At 66.7% G+C, this 15,881-nt stretch carries 15 protein-coding genes; 14 read left to right on the top strand and 1 reads right to left on the bottom strand.

Translation table 11 applies throughout. The features are described from left to right. The 12 genes from nuoL to queA form a co-directional block, all read left to right on the top strand. Positions 1-1,856: NADH-quinone oxidoreductase subunit L (gene nuoL / locus JHD80_RS23830; RefSeq protein ID WP_199092497.1), on the top strand; the 1,856-nt coding region annotated here is incomplete at its 5' end. A 4-nt stretch (positions 1,857-1,860) separates the two neighbouring features. Further along, the gene (locus tag JHD80_RS23825; protein WP_199092495.1) at positions 1,861-3,372 is read left to right on the top strand and encodes an NADH-quinone oxidoreductase subunit M; all 1,512 of its coding nucleotides are present in this window, start codon (positions 1,861-1,863) and stop codon (positions 3,370-3,372) included. Positions 3,373-3,381: 9 nt separating this feature from the next. Further along, positions 3,382-4,809 (top strand): NADH-quinone oxidoreductase subunit NuoN, encoded by a 1,428-nt coding sequence (nuoN, locus tag JHD80_RS23820; protein WP_199092493.1) that lies wholly within the window; start codon positions 3,382-3,384, stop codon positions 4,807-4,809. A gap of 11 nt (positions 4,810-4,820) precedes the next feature. After that, positions 4,821-5,576: a biotin--[acetyl-CoA-carboxylase] ligase gene (locus tag JHD80_RS23815; RefSeq protein WP_349237342.1), complete on the top strand. Its 756-nt coding sequence runs from the start codon at positions 4,821-4,823 to the stop codon at positions 5,574-5,576. Positions 5,577-5,835: 259 nt separating this feature from the next. Then, the gene (locus tag JHD80_RS23810; RefSeq protein WP_199092491.1) at positions 5,836-7,506 is read left to right on the top strand and encodes an MBL fold metallo-hydrolase; all 1,671 of its coding nucleotides are present in this window, start codon (positions 5,836-5,838) and stop codon (positions 7,504-7,506) included. Positions 7,507-7,677: 171 nt separating this feature from the next. Then, the gene (gene mce, locus JHD80_RS23805; protein WP_047575196.1) at positions 7,678-8,082 is read left to right on the top strand and encodes a methylmalonyl-CoA epimerase; all 405 of its coding nucleotides are present in this window, start codon (positions 7,678-7,680) and stop codon (positions 8,080-8,082) included. A gap of 5 nt (positions 8,083-8,087) precedes the next feature. Further along, on the top strand, positions 8,088-8,480 hold the full coding sequence (locus tag JHD80_RS23800) for a RidA family protein (protein WP_199092489.1): 393 nt from the start codon (positions 8,088-8,090) through the stop codon (positions 8,478-8,480). Beyond that, entirely contained in the window at positions 8,477-8,707 is a 231-nt protein-coding gene (locus JHD80_RS23795; protein ID WP_199092487.1) for a DUF1467 family protein, read from the top strand. The genes JHD80_RS23800 and JHD80_RS23795 overlap by 4 nt, the downstream gene beginning before the upstream one ends. Before the next feature lie 615 nt (positions 8,708-9,322). Then, a complete protein-coding gene (locus JHD80_RS23790) occupies positions 9,323-9,871 on the top strand; it encodes a peptidylprolyl isomerase (RefSeq protein WP_199092485.1) in 549 nt (182 codons plus the stop codon). A 45-nt stretch (positions 9,872-9,916) separates the two neighbouring features. Then, positions 9,917-10,579, top strand: a complete 663-nt coding sequence (locus JHD80_RS23785) for a hypothetical protein (protein WP_199092483.1) — start codon at positions 9,917-9,919, stop codon at positions 10,577-10,579. Further along, entirely contained in the window at positions 10,579-11,049 is a 471-nt protein-coding gene (locus JHD80_RS23780) for a peptidylprolyl isomerase (protein WP_199092481.1), read from the top strand. Before JHD80_RS23785 ends, JHD80_RS23780 begins: the two co-directional genes overlap by 1 nt. A 200-nt stretch (positions 11,050-11,249) precedes the next feature. Next, positions 11,250-12,335: a tRNA preQ1(34) S-adenosylmethionine ribosyltransferase-isomerase QueA gene (gene queA, locus JHD80_RS23775; RefSeq protein ID WP_199092479.1), complete on the top strand. Its 1,086-nt coding sequence runs from the start codon at positions 11,250-11,252 to the stop codon at positions 12,333-12,335. Between the two features lie 178 nt (positions 12,336-12,513). Here the strand turns inward: queA and JHD80_RS23770 are convergent, their stop codons facing one another. Further along, a complete protein-coding gene (locus JHD80_RS23770; RefSeq protein WP_199092477.1) occupies positions 12,514-13,548 on the bottom strand; it encodes a purine-nucleoside phosphorylase in 1,035 nt (344 codons plus the stop codon). Between the two features lie 181 nt (positions 13,549-13,729). Between JHD80_RS23770 and JHD80_RS23765 the strand changes: the two genes are divergently transcribed. After that, a complete protein-coding gene (locus tag JHD80_RS23765) occupies positions 13,730-14,392 on the top strand; it encodes a tetratricopeptide repeat protein (protein ID WP_199092475.1) in 663 nt (220 codons plus the stop codon). Between the two features lie 82 nt (positions 14,393-14,474). Continuing rightward, positions 14,475-15,872 carry a ribosome biogenesis GTPase Der gene (gene der, locus JHD80_RS23760; protein ID WP_199092473.1) on the top strand — a complete coding sequence of 466 codons (1,398 nt, stop codon included), beginning with the start codon at positions 14,475-14,477 and terminating at the stop codon, positions 15,870-15,872. Positions 15,873-15,881 lie beyond the last annotated feature (9 nt).

Below are 15,881 nucleotides of genomic sequence, written 5' to 3'. Positions count from 1 at the left end.
GGGTGCAGATCGCGAGCTGGATCTCGTCCGGCCAGTTGCAGGTCGACTGGGCCTTCCGCGTCGATACGCTGACAGTGGTGATGCTGGTCGTGGTCAACACGGTCTCCAGCCTCGTGCACCTCTACTCGATCGGCTACATGCACGAGGATCCGCACCGCCCGCGCTTCTTCGCCTATCTCTCGCTGTTCACCTTCGCGATGCTGATGCTGGTGACGTCGGACAACCTCGTGCAGATGTTCTTCGGCTGGGAAGGCGTCGGCCTGGCCTCCTACCTGCTGATCGGCTTCTGGTACCAGAAGCCCTCGGCCAATGCGGCGGCGATGAAGGCCTTCATCGTCAACCGCGTCGGCGATTTCGGCTTCTCGCTCGGCATCTTCCTGGTCTTCGTGCTGTTCGGCTCGGTCGGCTTCGACGCGATCTTCCCGCGCGCCGGCGAGCTGGTGAACCAGAGCTTCCACTTCCTCGGCTATGACTGGAACGCCCTGACCCTGACCTGCCTGCTGCTCTTCATGGGCGCCATGGGCAAGTCCGCGCAGTTCCTGCTGCACACCTGGCTGCCGGACGCGATGGAAGGCCCGACCCCGGTGTCGGCCCTCATCCACGCCGCGACGATGGTCACCGCCGGCGTCTTTATGCTGGCGCGCCTGTCGCCGGTCTTCGAATACGCCCCGGTCGCGCTCACCGTCGTCGTCGTCATCGGCGCCACGACCGCCTTCTTCGCGGCGACGGTCGGCCTCGTGCAGAACGACATCAAGCGCGTCATCGCCTATTCGACCTGCTCGCAGCTCGGCTACATGTTCGTCGCGCTCGGCGTCGGCAACTATGGCGCCGGCATCTTCCACCTCTTCACCCATGCCTTCTTCAAGGCGCTGCTGTTCCTGGGCGCGGGCTCCGTCATCCACGCGATGCATCACGAGCAGGACATGCGCCATATGGGCGGCCTCCGGAAGCATATCCCCATCACCGCCGCCGCGATGACGATCGGCACGCTGGCGCTCACCGGGGTCGGCATTCCCGGCACGATCTTCGGCTTCGCCGGCTTCTTCTCGAAGGACGCGATCGTCGAGAGCGCCTATGCCTCGGTGGCGCATGGCGGGTTCGCCTCGTCCTACGCGTTCGTCCTGCTGGTCGTCGCGGCCTGCATGACCTCGTTCTACTCCTGGCGGCTCTATTTCATGACCTTCGAGGGCGCGCCGCGCTGGGGCCATGGCCACGACGCGCATGGTCACGGCCATGACGACCACGCCCATGCCGCGCACGGCCACGACGATCACGGCCATGGCCATGATCACACGCCGCATGAGAGCCCGTGGGTGATGCTGATCCCGCTCGTCCTGCTGTCGATCGGCGCGATCCTGGCCGGCGTCGTGTTCAAGGAGGCCTTCATCGGCCACGACTTCGAGCATTTCTGGAAGTCGGCCCTGTTCATGGGCAAGGACAACCACATCCTGCACACGATGCACGAGGTGCCGACCTGGGTCGCGTTCTCGCCTTTCGTGGCGATGCTGATCGGCTTCGTGCTGGCGTACTACATGTATGTCCGCCGGCCGGACGTGCCCGGCAAGCTGGCTGCCGCCAACCCGGCGCTCTACCAGTTCCTGCTCAACAAGTGGTACTTCGACGAAATCTACGACTTCCTGTTCGTGCGTCCGGCGAAGTGGCTCGGCCGCTTCCTCTGGAAGAAGGGCGATGGCTTCGTCATCGACGGCTTCGGCCCGGACGGCGTCTCGGCCCGCGTGGTCGACGTCACCAATCGGGTGGTCCGGCTGCAGACCGGCTATCTCTATCACTATGCCTTCGCCATGCTCATCGGCGTCGCTGGGCTCGTGACCTGGTATCTCATGGCCCGCGGGTGAGATGATGTTCGGTTTCGGTATCCTCACCGGTCTCCTGATCCTGCCGCTGGTCGGCGCTGCCTTCATCCTGGTGCAGCGCGGCGACGAGGCGTCGGTCAACTCCAACGCCCGCTGGGCGGCGCTCGTCACGACGGTGCTGACCTTCGTGCTCGCTTGCGTCGCCTGGGGCAGGTTCGACCCCGCCAATCCCGGCTTCCAGATGGTCGAGACCCATGGCTGGGTTTCGGACGCCATCAAGTTCAAGCTCGGCGTCGACGGCTTCTCCTTCCCGTTCATCGTTCTGACGGCGTTCCTGATGCCGTTCTGCATCATCGCGTCCTGGACCTCGGTCGAGAAGCGGGTGCGCGAATACATGATCGCGTTCCTGGTGCTGGAAGCGCTGATGATCGGCGTCTTCGCGGCGCTCGACCTCGTGCTGTTCTACCTGTTCTTCGAGGCAGGCCTGATCCCGATGTTCCTGATCATCGGCATCTGGGGCGGCAAGCGGCGCGTCTACGCCTCCTACAAGTTCTTCCTCTACACGCTGCTCGGCTCGGTGCTGATGCTGCTGGCCGTGATGGCGATGTACTGGAACGCCGGCACCACCGACATTCCGGCGCTGCTCGCGCACAAGTTCCCGTCGCAGATGCAGACCTGGCTGTGGCTCGCCTTCTTCGCGTCGTTCGCGGTGAAGATGCCGATGTGGCCGGTCCATACCTGGCTGCCCGACGCGCACGTCGAGGCGCCGACCGCCGGCTCCGTCGTCCTGGCGGCGATCCTGCTGAAGATGGGTGGCTACGGCTTCATCCGCTTCTCGATCCCGATGTTCCCGGAGGCCTCGGCACATTTCGCGCCGCTGGTGTTCGCCCTCTCGGTCATCGCCATCGTCTACACCTCGCTGGTGGCGCTGATGCAGGAGGACATGAAGAAGCTGATCGCCTATTCCTCCGTCGCCCATATGGGCTTCGTGACGATGGGCCTCTTCACCCTGACGCCGCAGGGCATCCAGGGCGCGATGTACCAGATGGTCAGCCACGGCCTGGTCTCCGGCGCGCTCTTCCTCTGCGTCGGCGTGATCTACGATCGCATGCACACCCGCGAGATCGCGGCCTATGGCGGCCTGGTGAACCGGATGCCGGCCTATGCCGTCGTCTTCATGGTCTTCACCATGGCCAATGTCGGTCTGCCCGGCACCTCCGGCTTCGTCGGCGAGTTCCTGACGCTGCTCGGCGCCTTCCGCGCCAATCCCTGGGTGGCCTTCTTCGCGACCTCCGGCGTCATCCTCTCGGCGGCCTACGCGCTCTGGCTCTACCGCCGCGTCGTGTTCGGCGAGTTGGTGAAGCCCGAGCTGAAGGACATCAAGGACCTGAACGTCCGCGAATATGTGACGCTGGTCCCGCTCGTGCTGCTGACGATCTGGTACGGCGTCCAGCCGCACCAGATCCTCGACGCCTTCGCGGCGCCGACCGAGGCGCTCATCAAGAACTATCAGGCAGCCCTCGCCGTCGCGAAGACGGCGCTGGCGGTCGCGCAGTAAGGTCTCGTCATGGCTCTGCCCGCTCTCGGCCCGGCCCTGCCGGAAATCATCCTCGCCATCGGCGCCATCGTGATGGTGCTGGTCGGCGCGATCCAGGGCGAGCGCTCCACGCGCCTGCTCGAAGGGCTGGCGCTCGTGCTGCTCGCCGTCGCGCTGGTCGTGGTCGTCTCAGGCACCGGCAAGCTGCTGACCTTCAACAACGGTTTCATTGCCGACGGCTTCGGCCGCTTCATGAAGGTGCTGACGCTGCTCGGCGCCGGCGCCTCGATCCTGCTTTCGGCCGATACCATGCGGCGCCAGGGCACGATGCGCTTCGAGTTCCCGATCCTCGTCGTGCTCTCGACCATCGGCATGATGATGATGATCTCGGCGAACGATCTCATCAGCCTCTATGTCGGCCTCGAATTGCAGTCGCTGGCGCTCTACGTCGTCGCCGCCTTCGACCGCGACAACGCCAAGTCGACGGAAGCCGGCCTGAAGTATTTCGTGCTCGGCGCGCTCTCCTCGGGCATGCTGCTCTATGGCGGTTCGCTGGTCTACGGCTTCACCGGCACCGTCACCTTCCCGGGCATCGCCGCGGCGACGGCCGGCGGCCATGCCGGCATCGGCCTCATCCTCGGCATCGTCTTCATCGCAGCCGGCGTCGCCTTCAAGATCTCGGCCGTGCCGTTCCATATGTGGACGCCGGACGTCTACGAGGGCGCGCCGACGCCGGTCGCCGCCTTCTTCGCCTCGGCGCCCAAGATGGCCGCCATGGCGATGGTGATCCGTGTCTTCATCGGCGCCTTCCCGGGCGCGATCCATGACTGGCGCCAGATCATCGTCTTCATCTCGATCGCCTCGATGGCGCTCGGCGCCTTCGCCGCGATTGGCCAGCGCAACATCAAGCGCCTGCTCGCCTATTCCTCGATCGCTAATATGGGCTATGCGCTGGTCGGCCTCGCCGCCGGCACGGCCGAGGGCGTGCAGGGCGTGATGACCTATATGGCGATCTATCTCGCCACGACGCTGGCCGCCTTCGCCTGCGTGCTGATGATGCGCCGCGACGGCAAGCTGGTCGAGGATATCTCGGAGCTCGCCGGCCTCTCCCGCACCAATGGCTGGATGGCCTTCGCGATGGCGATGATGATGTTCTCGCTCGCCGGCATCCCGCCGCTCGCCGGGTTCTGGGCGAAGTGGTACGTCTTCCTGGCCGCGATCAACGCCAAGCTCTATGTGCTCGCCGTGATCGGCGTACTGACCAGCGTCGTCGGCGCCTATTACTACCTGCGCCTCGTCAAGGTGATGTATTTCGACGAGCCGAAGCCGGCTTTCGAGAAGTCGGATCTCGGTGTGCGCACCGTGCTGCTGATCTCCGCGCTCTTCGTGCTGGTGCTGTCGCTGGTGCCGGCGCCGCTCTTCGACTCGGCGGCCGCCGCGGCGAAGTCGCTCTTCTGAGCTGACGACGCGTGCTCGGTGAGGCCGCCCGCGCAGCGGGCTATCGTCTGATCGTCCGCGACGAGGTCGGCTCCACCATGGAGGAGGCCCGCCGCGCGCTTGACCAGGGCGAGCCGGGCAAGCTCTGGATCGTCGCCCGCAGCCAGAATGCCGGCCGCGGCCGCCACGGCCGGCAATGGGGCTCGCCCCCCGGCAATCTCTACGCAAGCCTGCTCCTGGCTGATCCATGCGAACCGGCATTGGCGCCGCAGCTTGGTTTCGTCGTGGGCCTCGCTCTGCATGACGCCGCCGCGAAGCTGCTCGGCCCGGCCGCCTCCGGCCTGAGATTGAAATGGCCGAACGACCTGCTGCTCGACCGCGCCAAGACCTCCGGCCTGCTGCTGGAAGGCGAGAGCCGGGCAGGGCGCTTCAACGTCATCGTCGGCTGCGGCGTCAACATCGCCTCTTGCCCGACGGATACGCCTTACCCCGCGACCTTCCTCAAGGCCGTGGCGCCTCAGGCCAATGTCGAGACGATGCTGACGGGCTTGAGCGACGCCTTCGCCCAGCGCTTCGCAGTCTGGTCGCAACCCGGCGGCTTCGGGCCGACCCGCGCGGCCTGGCTGGAGCGCGCCGCGTTCCTCGGCGAGACCATCACCATCCGCCTGCCGGAGGGGCCGCTGACCGGTATCTTCATCGGTCTCGACCCGACCGGGCGCCTTGAACTCGAAACCGCAACCGGCCGACGCCTGATCGACGCCGGCGACCTCTTCTTCGGGGCGCCCTGACCAGGCGGGCCGCGCTGGTATGCTGCGCTACGACCATGCTAAAGGACATTTCCCGGTTTAACGCGGTCATCCCGGGTGGCCGAAGGACGACCCGGGATCCATGCCGGAGCGCCGACCGGAAAGGTTCCGGCATGGATCCCGGATCTTCGCTTCGCTCCGTCCGGGATGACCCGCGTTTTCCGAAACGATTTCCAGGAAGCCGCGACCGGCATGCGATGATGCATGCTGCGGCCGGCTGCCCGTGCCTGCAGGAATTCCAGTGACCCGCTCTTCCGACCAACTCGTCTTCGTTCCCCTCGGCGGCCTCGGCGAGATCGGCATGAACGCCGCTCTCTACGGCTTCGGGCCCGAGGGCAGGCGAAAGTGGATCCTCGTCGATTGCGGCCTGTCCTTCGCCGGGCCGGAGGCGCCGGGAGTCGATATCGTCCTGCCCGACCTGCGCTATATCGTCGAGGAACGCGCGAACCTGCTGGGCATCATCATCACCCACGCCCATGAGGACCATATCGGCGCGCTCGCCGCGCTCTGGCCGAGCTTGCGCGCGCCTGTCTACTGCACGCGCTTCGCCGCCGGCCTGCTCGCGACCCGCCGCCTCTCAGAGCCGGGCGCGCCGAATGTCGAGATCAATGTGGTGCCGCAGGGCGGGGCGATCACGCTCGGCCCCTTCGACATCGAATTCGTGCCCGTGGCCCACTCGATCCCCGAGTCGAACGCGCTTGCGATCCGCACCCCCGCCGGGCTCGTCGTCCATACCGGCGACTGGAAGATCGACCCGACCCCGCGCGTCGGCCTGCCGACCGATGAGAAGCGCCTGCGCGAGCTTGGCGAGGAGGGCGTGCTGGCACTGGTCTGCGACTCGACCAACGTCATGCGCGACGGCACGAGCCCGAGCGAGGCCGATGTGGCCGCCAAGATGAAGGAACTCGTCGCCTCGGCGCCGGGACGCGTCGCCGTCACCACCTTCGCCTCCAATGTCGCGCGCCTGCGTTCCGTCGCGGAAGCTGCGATGGCCAACGACCGCGAGGTCGTCGTCGTCGGCCGCGCCATGGACCGCGTCATCGATGTCGCCCGCGAATGCGGCTATCTCGACGGCATCCCCGGCTTCCGCCCGGTCGACGCCTATGGCTACCTGCCGCGCGACAAGGTCGTGGCGCTGGTCACCGGCAGCCAGGGCGAGCCGCGCGCCGCGCTCTCGCGCATCGCCTCTGACGACCACCCCGAGATCGCGCTCTCGCCGGGAGACCGCGTGATCTTCTCCTCGCGCACCATTCCCGGCAACGAGAAGTCGGTCGGCAACATCCTGAACGCGCTCGCCCGCGACAAGATCGAGATCATCACGGACCGGACCCATCTGGTCCATGTTTCCGGCCATCCGCGCCGCGAGGAGATGGCCCGGCTCTATGGCTGGCTGAAGCCGCAGATCGCGATCCCAGCCCATGGCGAGGACCTGCATCTCGCCGAGCATGAAACCTTCGCCCGCAGCCTCGGCGTCAAGCATGTCTTGCGCGCCGGCAATGGCGACGTGGTCGCGATTTCGGCCGAGGGCGCCCGCAAGGTCGACGAGGCCCCGCATGGCCGGCTCTACCAGGATGGCTCCCTGTTGGTGAACGCGCTGGAGAAGACGATCCAGGAGCGCCGCCGCCTGTCCTTCGCCGGCATCGTCTCGATCGCGGTCGCGATCGACGAAAAGGGCGGCATCGCCGGCGAGCCGGAGATCGCGGTGCTCGGCCTGCCGCCGCGCACGCTCGGCGGCATCGATTTCGACGAATATGTCGCCGATACCGTCGGCGATCTCCTCGACAATATCCCGAAGGCCCGCCGCCGCGATCCCGAGGCCTTGCGCAATGCGCTGGAGCGTGGCGTGCGCAGCGCGGTCAACGAGGAGTGGGGCAAGAAGCCGCTGGTGCATGCGCTGGTGGTCGAGGTGTAGACTACGCCTTGTTCGGCATATGCCGTCATTCCGGGCGGAGCGCAGCGGAGACCCGGAATCCATCGTAGAGTACCACGCCCTTCGATGGATCCCGGATCGGCGCCGCTCCCGCGGCTTGTCCGGGATGACGATGCGTTTCCGAGGCAGATTGACGAGATCGGGAAGAGTGACATGATCGGACGCCTGAACCACGTCGCCATTGCGGTGAAGGATCTCGAAGCCTCGACGGCGCTTTATCGCGATACGCTCGGCGCGCGCGTCTCGCAGCCGCAGGCCGAGCCGGAGCACGGCGTCACCGTCGTCTTCGTCGAACTGCCCAACACCAAGATCGAATTGCTGGAGCCGCTCGGCGCCGATTCGCCGATCGCGAAGTTCCTCGAGCGCAATGCCGATGGCGGCATCCACCATATCTGCTACGAGGTCGACGACATCCTCGCGGCGCGCGACCGCCTGAAGGCGCAAGGAGCGCGTGTGCTGGGCTCCGGCGAGCCGCGCATCGGCGCCCATGGCAAGCCGGTGCTGTTTCTGCATCCCAAGGACTTCCTGGGCACGCTGGTCGAGCTCGAACAGGCCTGACGACGATGACCGAGATCGCTTTCCTGGGGCAGCCCGAAACCGGCTCGCCACGTCCGTTCAGCGCCGCGACGGTCGCCGGCGGGCTCGTCTTCGTCTCCGGCCATTCGGCACCGCATGACCCGGCGCGCGGCATCCGTCGTGGTGAGACGCCCGCCGAGGAGGTCCGCAACGCACTCGGCCGCGTTGCCGAAATCCTGGCCGAGGCCGGCAGCTCGCTCGATCGCGTCGTCCAGATGACGATGCTGATCACCGATCCGGCCGACTATGCCGCCTGCAACGCCGAATATGTGAAGCATTTCCCCGGCGGCCTGCCGGCGCGGCACACCGCGCGCTTCGGCGTACCGACCGAGGCGCGGGTCGCCTTTTCCTGCATCGCGCTCGCGGGAGCGGCGGCATGAACCTCGTCGGCGGCCTCGCCCTTTATTTCGTGATCTGGTGGATCACCCTCTTCGCGGTGCTCCCCTTCGGCATCCGCAGCCAGGAGGAGGCGGGCGAGGTCGTGGCCGGCACCGAGCCGGGCGCGCCGGTGCTGCCAGGCCTCCTGAAGAAGGCCGTCATCACCTCGCTGATCGCGGCGGTGATCTTCGCCGGCGTCTGGTATGTCTGGGTGACCTACGACATTTGACGCGACGCGGCGGATTTCTCCGGCACTGCAGCGTCATTCCGTCTTGAACCGAACGATTGTCATTCCGGGGCTTCGCGTAGCGAAGAACCCGGAAACCACGACCGGGCGAGCCGCCGGCAACGCGGAATGGGATGTTCCACCCCGTCGTGGTTTCCGGGTTCGCGCCTGCGGCGCGCGCCGGAATGACGAAGGTGGCTCCGGCCGGAGCGGTTCTGATAATGTCGTCCAAACTTGGCGCGCCTGCTCGGGTACCGCCCAAGAAAAAAGGCAAGGCCGATGCCTTGCCTTTGATAGTCCGCTTTTACCGCTGCACCGGCACACGTCTTCAGAAAGCGTGCGACTCGTTTTGCAAGGCGGGCGTTTGTTCCTCCCAAGACCTGGTCCGCAGCGCTTCGACCTGCAAAGCGCTCCCAGCGCCGAAAGGATTAGCCGATTGTGACGGCGCTGTCATCAGTTTAGGCAGCTCAAGCCTGGAATTTTTGCAAGATTAGTCTCCATTGCACTTGTGCAGTGCAGCAAGGGCAGGTGGCCGATCGCGGCAATGCCTTGTTCCGGTCAAAGGATAGGGCTATCGACCGGCATCCGCCGGGCTCGCCGGCGGCCATGGAGATCTTCATGCTGCGCAGCTCGCTCGCCGCCCTTGCCGTCGTCGCCTCGCTCGGTTTCGCCCAGGCCCAGACGCCGAAGCCGGACCCCGAGAACACCGTCATCCTCGAGACCAAGGACGGCCCGGTGACGATCCGCCTGCGGCCGGATCTCGCGCCGAAGCATGTCGCGCAGATCAAGGCGCTGGTGAAGCGCGGCTTCTATGACGGCGTCGTCTTCCACCGCGTCATCGACGGCTTCATGGCCCAGACCGGCGACCCGACCGGCACCGGCACCGGCGGGTCGGACCTCCCGAACATCCCGGCCGAGTTCAGCCAGACGCCCTACAAGGTCGGCTCCGTCGGCATGGCGCGCTCGCAGTCGCCGAACTCCGCCAATTCGCAATTCTTCATCTGCTACGAGGGCTGCGGCTCGCTGACGGGCAGCTATACGCTGTTCGGCGAGGTCGTGTCCGGCATGGATGCCGTGCGCAAGATCAAGAAGGGTGCGCCCGGCAGCGGCCAGGTGAGCGGCCCCGACAAGATCATCCGCATGCGGCTGCAGGCCGACGCCAAGTAAGTCGTCGGTCCGATCGCGCGTAGGGCGAACCGGGGAGGGTACGGGATGGTTCGGACGGCCCTGATCGGGATCGCCCTGGCGCTCGGCTTGAGCGGAGCGCTCGCGCAGGAGACGCGCGATCTCGGCCTGCCGCCGGCCTCCGGCTCGCAGAATCCGGTCCTACCCCCTCCTTCAGGCTCGCAGAACCCGATCCTGCCGCCGCAGAGCGGCCAGCGCTACAATCCCGGTATCGGCGGCCCCTTCAGCGGCAGCGACATCCCGGGGCTTGACCAGCGCCGGCTCGACTCGCCGCGCGTCCTGCACGGCAGCGGCGAGATCGGGCTGATCGGCCAGATCGCTCCCGACAATCAAGTCACGCCGGGCGGCCCGAAGGACGGCACGGAAACCGTCGACCGGCTCGACCAGATCGCCCCGGCTCTCCAGCGTTGCTGGAGCCCGCCGCCCTTGCCAGGCGACCTGACGGGCGCGATGGTCTCGCTCCGCTTCAGCCTCCGGCGCGACGGCAGCCTCTTCGGCCAGCCCCGCGTCACCTGGGAGACCAAGCGCGGCGATGCCGAGTTCCAGCGGCGCTTCAGCGATTCCGCCGTCTCCGCGATCCGCTCCTGCACGCCGATGAGGTTGTCGGCGGGCCTCGGAGCGAGTATCGCGGGGCGACCCTTCACCATACGCTTCCACGGCCGTGCGCGGCTCAATGAAAGGCAGACCTGATGTCGCTGGATCCCGAGAACACCATCGTCATGGAAACCACCAAGGGCAAGGTGGTGATCAAGCTGCGTCCGGATCTCGCTCCGGGCCATGTCGAGCGCATCAAGCTGCTCGCCCGCGAGGGCTTCTATGACGGCATCGTCTTCCACCGCGTCATCGACGGCTTCATGGCCCAGGTCGGCTGCCCGCACGGCACCGGCACCGGCGGCTCGAGCTATCCGGACCTGAAGCAGGAGTTCAACGCCGAGCCGCATGTCCGCGGCATCTGCTCGATGGCCCGCGCCCAGAACCCGAACTCGGCCAACAGCCAGTTCTTCATCGTGTTCGACGATGCCCGCTTCCTCGACAAGCAGTACACCGTCTGGGGCGAAGTCGTCGAAGGCATGGACAATGTCGACATGATCAAGCGCGGCGAGCCGGTGCGCGACCCCGATTCGATCGTCTCGATGAAGGTGATGGCCGACGCGGCCTGAGGATTTCGCCCAAGGCGAGCCCTCGTCCCGAGACGCCGCGCTTGCGCGGCTTCTCGAACGGATTTGCTCCAGAACCTCGACGTCATCCCGGGCTTGACCCGGGATCCATGCCGGAGCGCTGCCGAGCAAGGTTCAGGCATGGATCCCGGCTTTTCGCTTCGCTCCGGCCGGGACGACCGCGTGGTTTTCAGTCCAGTCCCATGAACGTCGATCTCTTCGATTTCGACCTGCCCGAGGATCGTATTGCGCTGAGGCCCGCAAGCCCGCGCGATGCGGCGCGATTGCTCGTGGTGCGTCCGGATGCGCCCGAGCCCCTGGAGGATCGCGGCATCCGCGACCTCGTCTCGCTCCTCCAGCCCGGCGATGCGCTCGTCCTCAACGACACCCGCGTCATCCCGTCCCGCCTGCGCGGACGGCGCTATCGCGGCGCGGATTCGGCCCGCGTCGAGATCATGCTGCACAAGCGCGAGAGCGAGGATCGCTGGCTCGCCTTCGCCCGACCGGCCAAGAAGCTCGCCGTCGGCGAGTCGGTGGTCTTCGATTCGGAAGCCGCCAGCAACGCTTGCGAACTCGCCCGCCTGCAGGCCGAGGTGATCGCCAAGGGCGAGGGCGGCGAGGTCGAATTGCAGTTCAGCCTGACCGGCGCCTATCTCGACGAGGCGATCGCGCGGCTCGGCGAATTGCCGCTGCCGCCCTATATCGCCGGCAAGCGCCCGACCGACAGCGCCGACACGGCCGACTACCAGACCAATTTCGCCCGGAAGGATGGCGCCGTCGCCGCGCCGACCGCAGGGCTGCACTTCACGCCGGAGCTTCTGGCGGCGCTGGAGGCGCGCGGTGTCAGCCGGCATTTCGTCACGCTTCATGTCGGCGCCGGCACCTTTCTGCCGGTGAAGGCTGACGACACCGACGACCATCGCATGCATGCCGAATGGGGGACGGTCTCGCCCGAGACGGCCGCCGCGTTGAACGCCGTCAAGGCGAAGGGCGGACGCATCGTCTGCGTCGGCACGACCTCGCTGCGCCTGATCGAGAGCGCAGCGGCCGAGGACGGCACGATCCGGCCCTTCTCCGGCGACACCGCGATCTTCATCACGCCGGGTTACCGTTTCCGCGCGGTCGACCTCTTGATGACGAATTTCCACCTGCCGCGCTCGACGCTGTTCATGCTGGTCTCCGCCTTCAGCGGCCTCGACATGATGAAACGGGCCTATGCCCATGCGATCGCAGCGAATTACCGCTTCTACTCCTACGGCGACGGCAGCCTGCTGTTCAGGGCGGGCTGATCCTAGAGCGAGCCACCCTGTCATTCCGGGGCGATCCGTCAGGATCGAACCCGGAACCCACGACTGGGCGCGACGCTCGAGCAATCCGATCGGCCAAGGCTCGCCCAGTCGTGGATTCCGGGTTCTTCGCTGCGCGAAGCCCCGGAATGACAAGATGGTTCCCGCTTTCCCCTGCCCCTTATTTCGCCGGCAGGGGCGGCACGCCCTTCTGCCATTCCGGCCAGTCCGCGACGATGTGGTCGACCACCTTCGAGCCGACAGCCTCGATATTGGCGACGGTCTCGGCGAAGCCGCCCGCCGTCTGGCCGGGCGCCGGGTCGAGATGCTGCAGCGTCGTCTCGTTCGGGTTGCCCTGGTCGAAATTGACCGCGCCGCGCAGGCTCATGATCCGGTCGGTGCCGAACTGGCGCTTGATCACCAGCGTGATCGCCGCCGCCTCCATCTCGGTGATCACGTAATCGTCGGCGCCGTAGAGCTTGGCCATGTACTGCGCCTCCTTCGACAGGCCCGGCCCGTGGAAGAACGTATCGCCGGTCATATGCGTGCCGGTCTGCACAGAGGGCGCAGCCTGCGCCTTCTTGTCGGGATAGCGCATGCGGTACTGCTTGGCGGAATCGGAATCCTGCAGGTTCACGCCCGCGCTGAGCTTCACCGCCCAGTTCACCAGCACCGGGTTGAGCTGGAAGACGCGGTAGCTCTCATAGCCCTTGCGCGGCATGAACACCGGCTCGCCGGGCTTGCCTTCTTCCGGCGCCCAGCGATGGCCGAGATCGTAGTCGACCAGCCAGGTGCCCCAGGAGACGTCGCCGATCGTGCCGCGCGAGGGCGGCGTGCCGGCGACGCCGCTGAGCACGAAATAAGCCTGCGAGAAGTCGTAGGCGGGGTCGAGCAGGATCGCCTGCATCGAGGACGAGGAATTGACCTTGCCCATGCCGAGCACGGCGCCGCAGACGCCGTCATCGTTGCAATAGACCGGTTTCAGCGCGCCCTTCACCGTATGGGGCTGGCTTTTCATCCAGTAGCGCTCGTACCAGTGCTGGAACTCGCCGGCCCGGTCGCCGGTATTCTCGCCGATCTCGAACATTGCGGCGATGAAGACCTTGACCTTGATCGGCTGGGTCTGCGCCGCGGCGGGCGTAGCAAGCGCGCCATAGGCGAGGGCGCCGAGGGTGAGGGCGGCGAGGCCGGCCCGTCTGGTGATGGTCTGGTTCATGCAAACTCTCCACGGCCGAAAGCTGAAGGGCCGTCCGGGGCGGGCGCAGCAAGGGCCGGGCCAGTTTTGCCATGGCCGGAGTGCGGCCGTCCATCGCAGCGCGGTTATCCATGCACTGAACCGGCTCGCATTCCCCTGCCGAAAATGCTACCGGGCTCCCAACAGGGATTTTGACAGTCAAATGGCCGATATTTTTCGCGAGATCGATGAGGAAGTCCGCCGCGACAAGGCAGCGGAGCTCTGGAAGAAATATGGCTGGGTCGTCACCGGCCTCGCCGTGCTGGCGGTGCTCGCCGTTGCCGGCTGGCAGTTCTGGCTGCATCGCGAGAATCAGGCCTCGCAGGCCGTCGGCGCGCGCCTCGAAGCGGCGCTGAAATCCTCGCGCGATGGCGACTCCGCCCAGGCCGAGACCATCCTCAAGGAACTCTCGTCGACGGCGCCGGCCGGCTATCGCCTGATCGCCCGCTTCCGCCTCGCCGCCGAGACGGCCAAGCGCGACCCGGCTGCCGGTGCCGCCGCCTTCGATGCGCTCGCAGGAGACGCCTCGCTGGACCAGACCTATCGCGACCTCGCCAGGCTGCGCGCCGGCATCCTGCGCGTCGATCTGGCGGGCTATCCCGAGGTCAAGGCGGCGCTGGAGCCGCTGGCTGTCCCGCAGGGCGTCTGGCGCCACACGGCTCGCGAATTCCTCGGCATCGCCGCGCTCAAGGCCAATCTCTTCGAGGATGCCGGACGCTGGTTCGATGCCGCGATCACCGATCCGCAGGCGCCGCAGGCCCTGCGCCAGCGCGTCGAACTCTATCTCGCTTTGGTCCGTGGCGGTCCCGTCACGGTGAAGAACTGAACCGGAGCCTTGCTCCAAAGGCGCCGCCGCCCCGACCCCGCGTTCCAGCGGCCGGGACGACGGCGAAAATGTGTGAAATCTGATGACAGCCATCGTCGCCCTGATCGGGCGCCCCAATGTCGGCAAGTCGACGCTGTTCAACCGGCTGGTCGGCAAGAAGCTCGCCCTGGTCGATGACCGGCCGGGCGTGACGCGCGACCGTCGCGAGGGCGACGCCACCCTCGGCCATCTCCGCTTCAAGGTGATCGATACCGCCGGCCTCGAGGAGGCCGACAAGGAATCGCTCGCCGGCCGCATGCGCGCGCAGACCGAGACCGCGATCGCGCAGGCCGATGTCGTGCTCTTCATGATCGACGCCCGCCTCGGTATCACGCCGATGGACCAGCCCTTTGCGGATCTGGTGCGCCGCTCCGGCAAGCCGGTGATCCTGCTCGCCAACAAGGCCGAGGGGAAGAAGGGCACCGAAGGGATCATCGAGTCCTACGGGCTCGGTCTCGGCGACCCCGTGCCGTTCTCGGCCGAGCATGGCGAGGGTACGTCCGACCTGCTCGAAGCGCTGATGCCCTATATCCCCGACGAATCCGAGGATGAGGAAGACGAGTCGGCTTGGGCCGATGTTCCCGCCGCCGATTCGGATGACGAGGAGGATCTCGATCCCGATCGTCCGCTGCGCGTCACCATCATCGGCCGCCCGAATGCCGGCAAGTCGACTCTGGTCAACCGCATGATCGGCGAGGAGCGGATGCTGACCGGCCCGGAGGCCGGCATCACCCGCGACACCATTTCGGTCGACTGGGAATGGCGTGGCCGCAAGGTCAAGCTCTTCGACACCGCCGGCATGCGCAAGCGCGCCCGCATCGAGGAGAAGCTGGAGAAGCTCTCGGTCGCCGATTCGCTGCGCGCCATCCGCTTCGCCGAGGTCGTGGTCGTGCTGCTGGACGCGACGATTCCGTTCGAGAAGCAGGACCTTACGCTGGTCGACCTGACCGAACGCGAGGGCCGGGCGGTCGTGATTGGCCTCAACAAATGGGACCTCGTCGCCGACAAGCAGGGCCTGCTGGCCGAGCTCAAGGAGAAGGCCAACCATCTCCTAGCGCAGGTGCGCGGCGTGCCGATCATCCCGCTCTCGGGGCTGGCCGGCGAAGGCATCGACAAGCTGATGCAGGGCGTGTTCTCGGCCTATGGCGTCTGGAACCGCCGCATCTCGACCGCGCGGATCAACCGCTGGCTCGAAGGCGTGCTTTCGGCCCACCCGCCCCCGGCCGTGGCCGGCCGGCGCATCAAGATCCGCTACATGACGCAGGCCAAGGCTCGCCCGCCGACCTTCGCGCTGTTCGGCAACCAGCTCGACCATCTGCCGGTGTCCTACACCCGCTACCTGGTCAACAATCTGCGGGAAGCCTTCGAATTGCCGGGCACGCCGATCCGGCTGCATCGCCGCGGCGGCGAAAATCCCTATGACAAGGAGCGCAAGGGCTGATGAAGGTCG

It is taken from the genome of Allobosea sp. ASV33 (assembly GCF_016428755.1).
GTDB lineage: Bacteria > Pseudomonadota > Alphaproteobacteria > Rhizobiales > Beijerinckiaceae > Allobosea.
This window is presented reverse-complemented; position numbering and strand designations above follow the sequence as displayed.

Excerpts from the sequence above, each read along its gene's own strand:
- JHD80_RS23825 (WP_199092495.1), top strand. The coding sequence starts at position 1,861 with ATGTTCGGTTTCGGTATCCTCACCGGTCTCCTGATCCTGCCGCTGGTC.
- nuoN (WP_199092493.1), top strand. The coding sequence starts at position 3,382 with ATGGCTCTGCCCGCTCTCGGCCCGGCCCTGCCGGAAATCATCCTCGCC.
- mce (WP_047575196.1), top strand. The coding sequence starts at position 7,678 with ATGATCGGACGCCTGAACCACGTCGCCATTGCGGTGAAGGATCTCGAA.
- JHD80_RS23800 (WP_199092489.1), top strand. The coding sequence starts at position 8,088 with ATGACCGAGATCGCTTTCCTGGGGCAGCCCGAAACCGGCTCGCCACGT.
- JHD80_RS23795 (WP_199092487.1), top strand. The coding sequence starts at position 8,477 with ATGAACCTCGTCGGCGGCCTCGCCCTTTATTTCGTGATCTGGTGGATC.
- JHD80_RS23790 (WP_199092485.1), top strand. The coding sequence starts at position 9,323 with ATGCTGCGCAGCTCGCTCGCCGCCCTTGCCGTCGTCGCCTCGCTCGGT.
- JHD80_RS23785 (WP_199092483.1), top strand. The coding sequence starts at position 9,917 with ATGGTTCGGACGGCCCTGATCGGGATCGCCCTGGCGCTCGGCTTGAGC.
- JHD80_RS23780 (WP_199092481.1), top strand. The coding sequence starts at position 10,579 with ATGTCGCTGGATCCCGAGAACACCATCGTCATGGAAACCACCAAGGGC.
- queA (WP_199092479.1), top strand. The coding sequence starts at position 11,250 with ATGAACGTCGATCTCTTCGATTTCGACCTGCCCGAGGATCGTATTGCG.
- JHD80_RS23770 (WP_199092477.1), bottom strand. The coding sequence starts at position 13,548 with ATGAACCAGACCATCACCAGACGGGCCGGCCTCGCCGCCCTCACCCTC.
- JHD80_RS23765 (WP_199092475.1), top strand. The coding sequence starts at position 13,730 with ATGGCCGATATTTTTCGCGAGATCGATGAGGAAGTCCGCCGCGACAAG.
- der (WP_199092473.1), top strand. The coding sequence starts at position 14,475 with ATGACAGCCATCGTCGCCCTGATCGGGCGCCCCAATGTCGGCAAGTCG.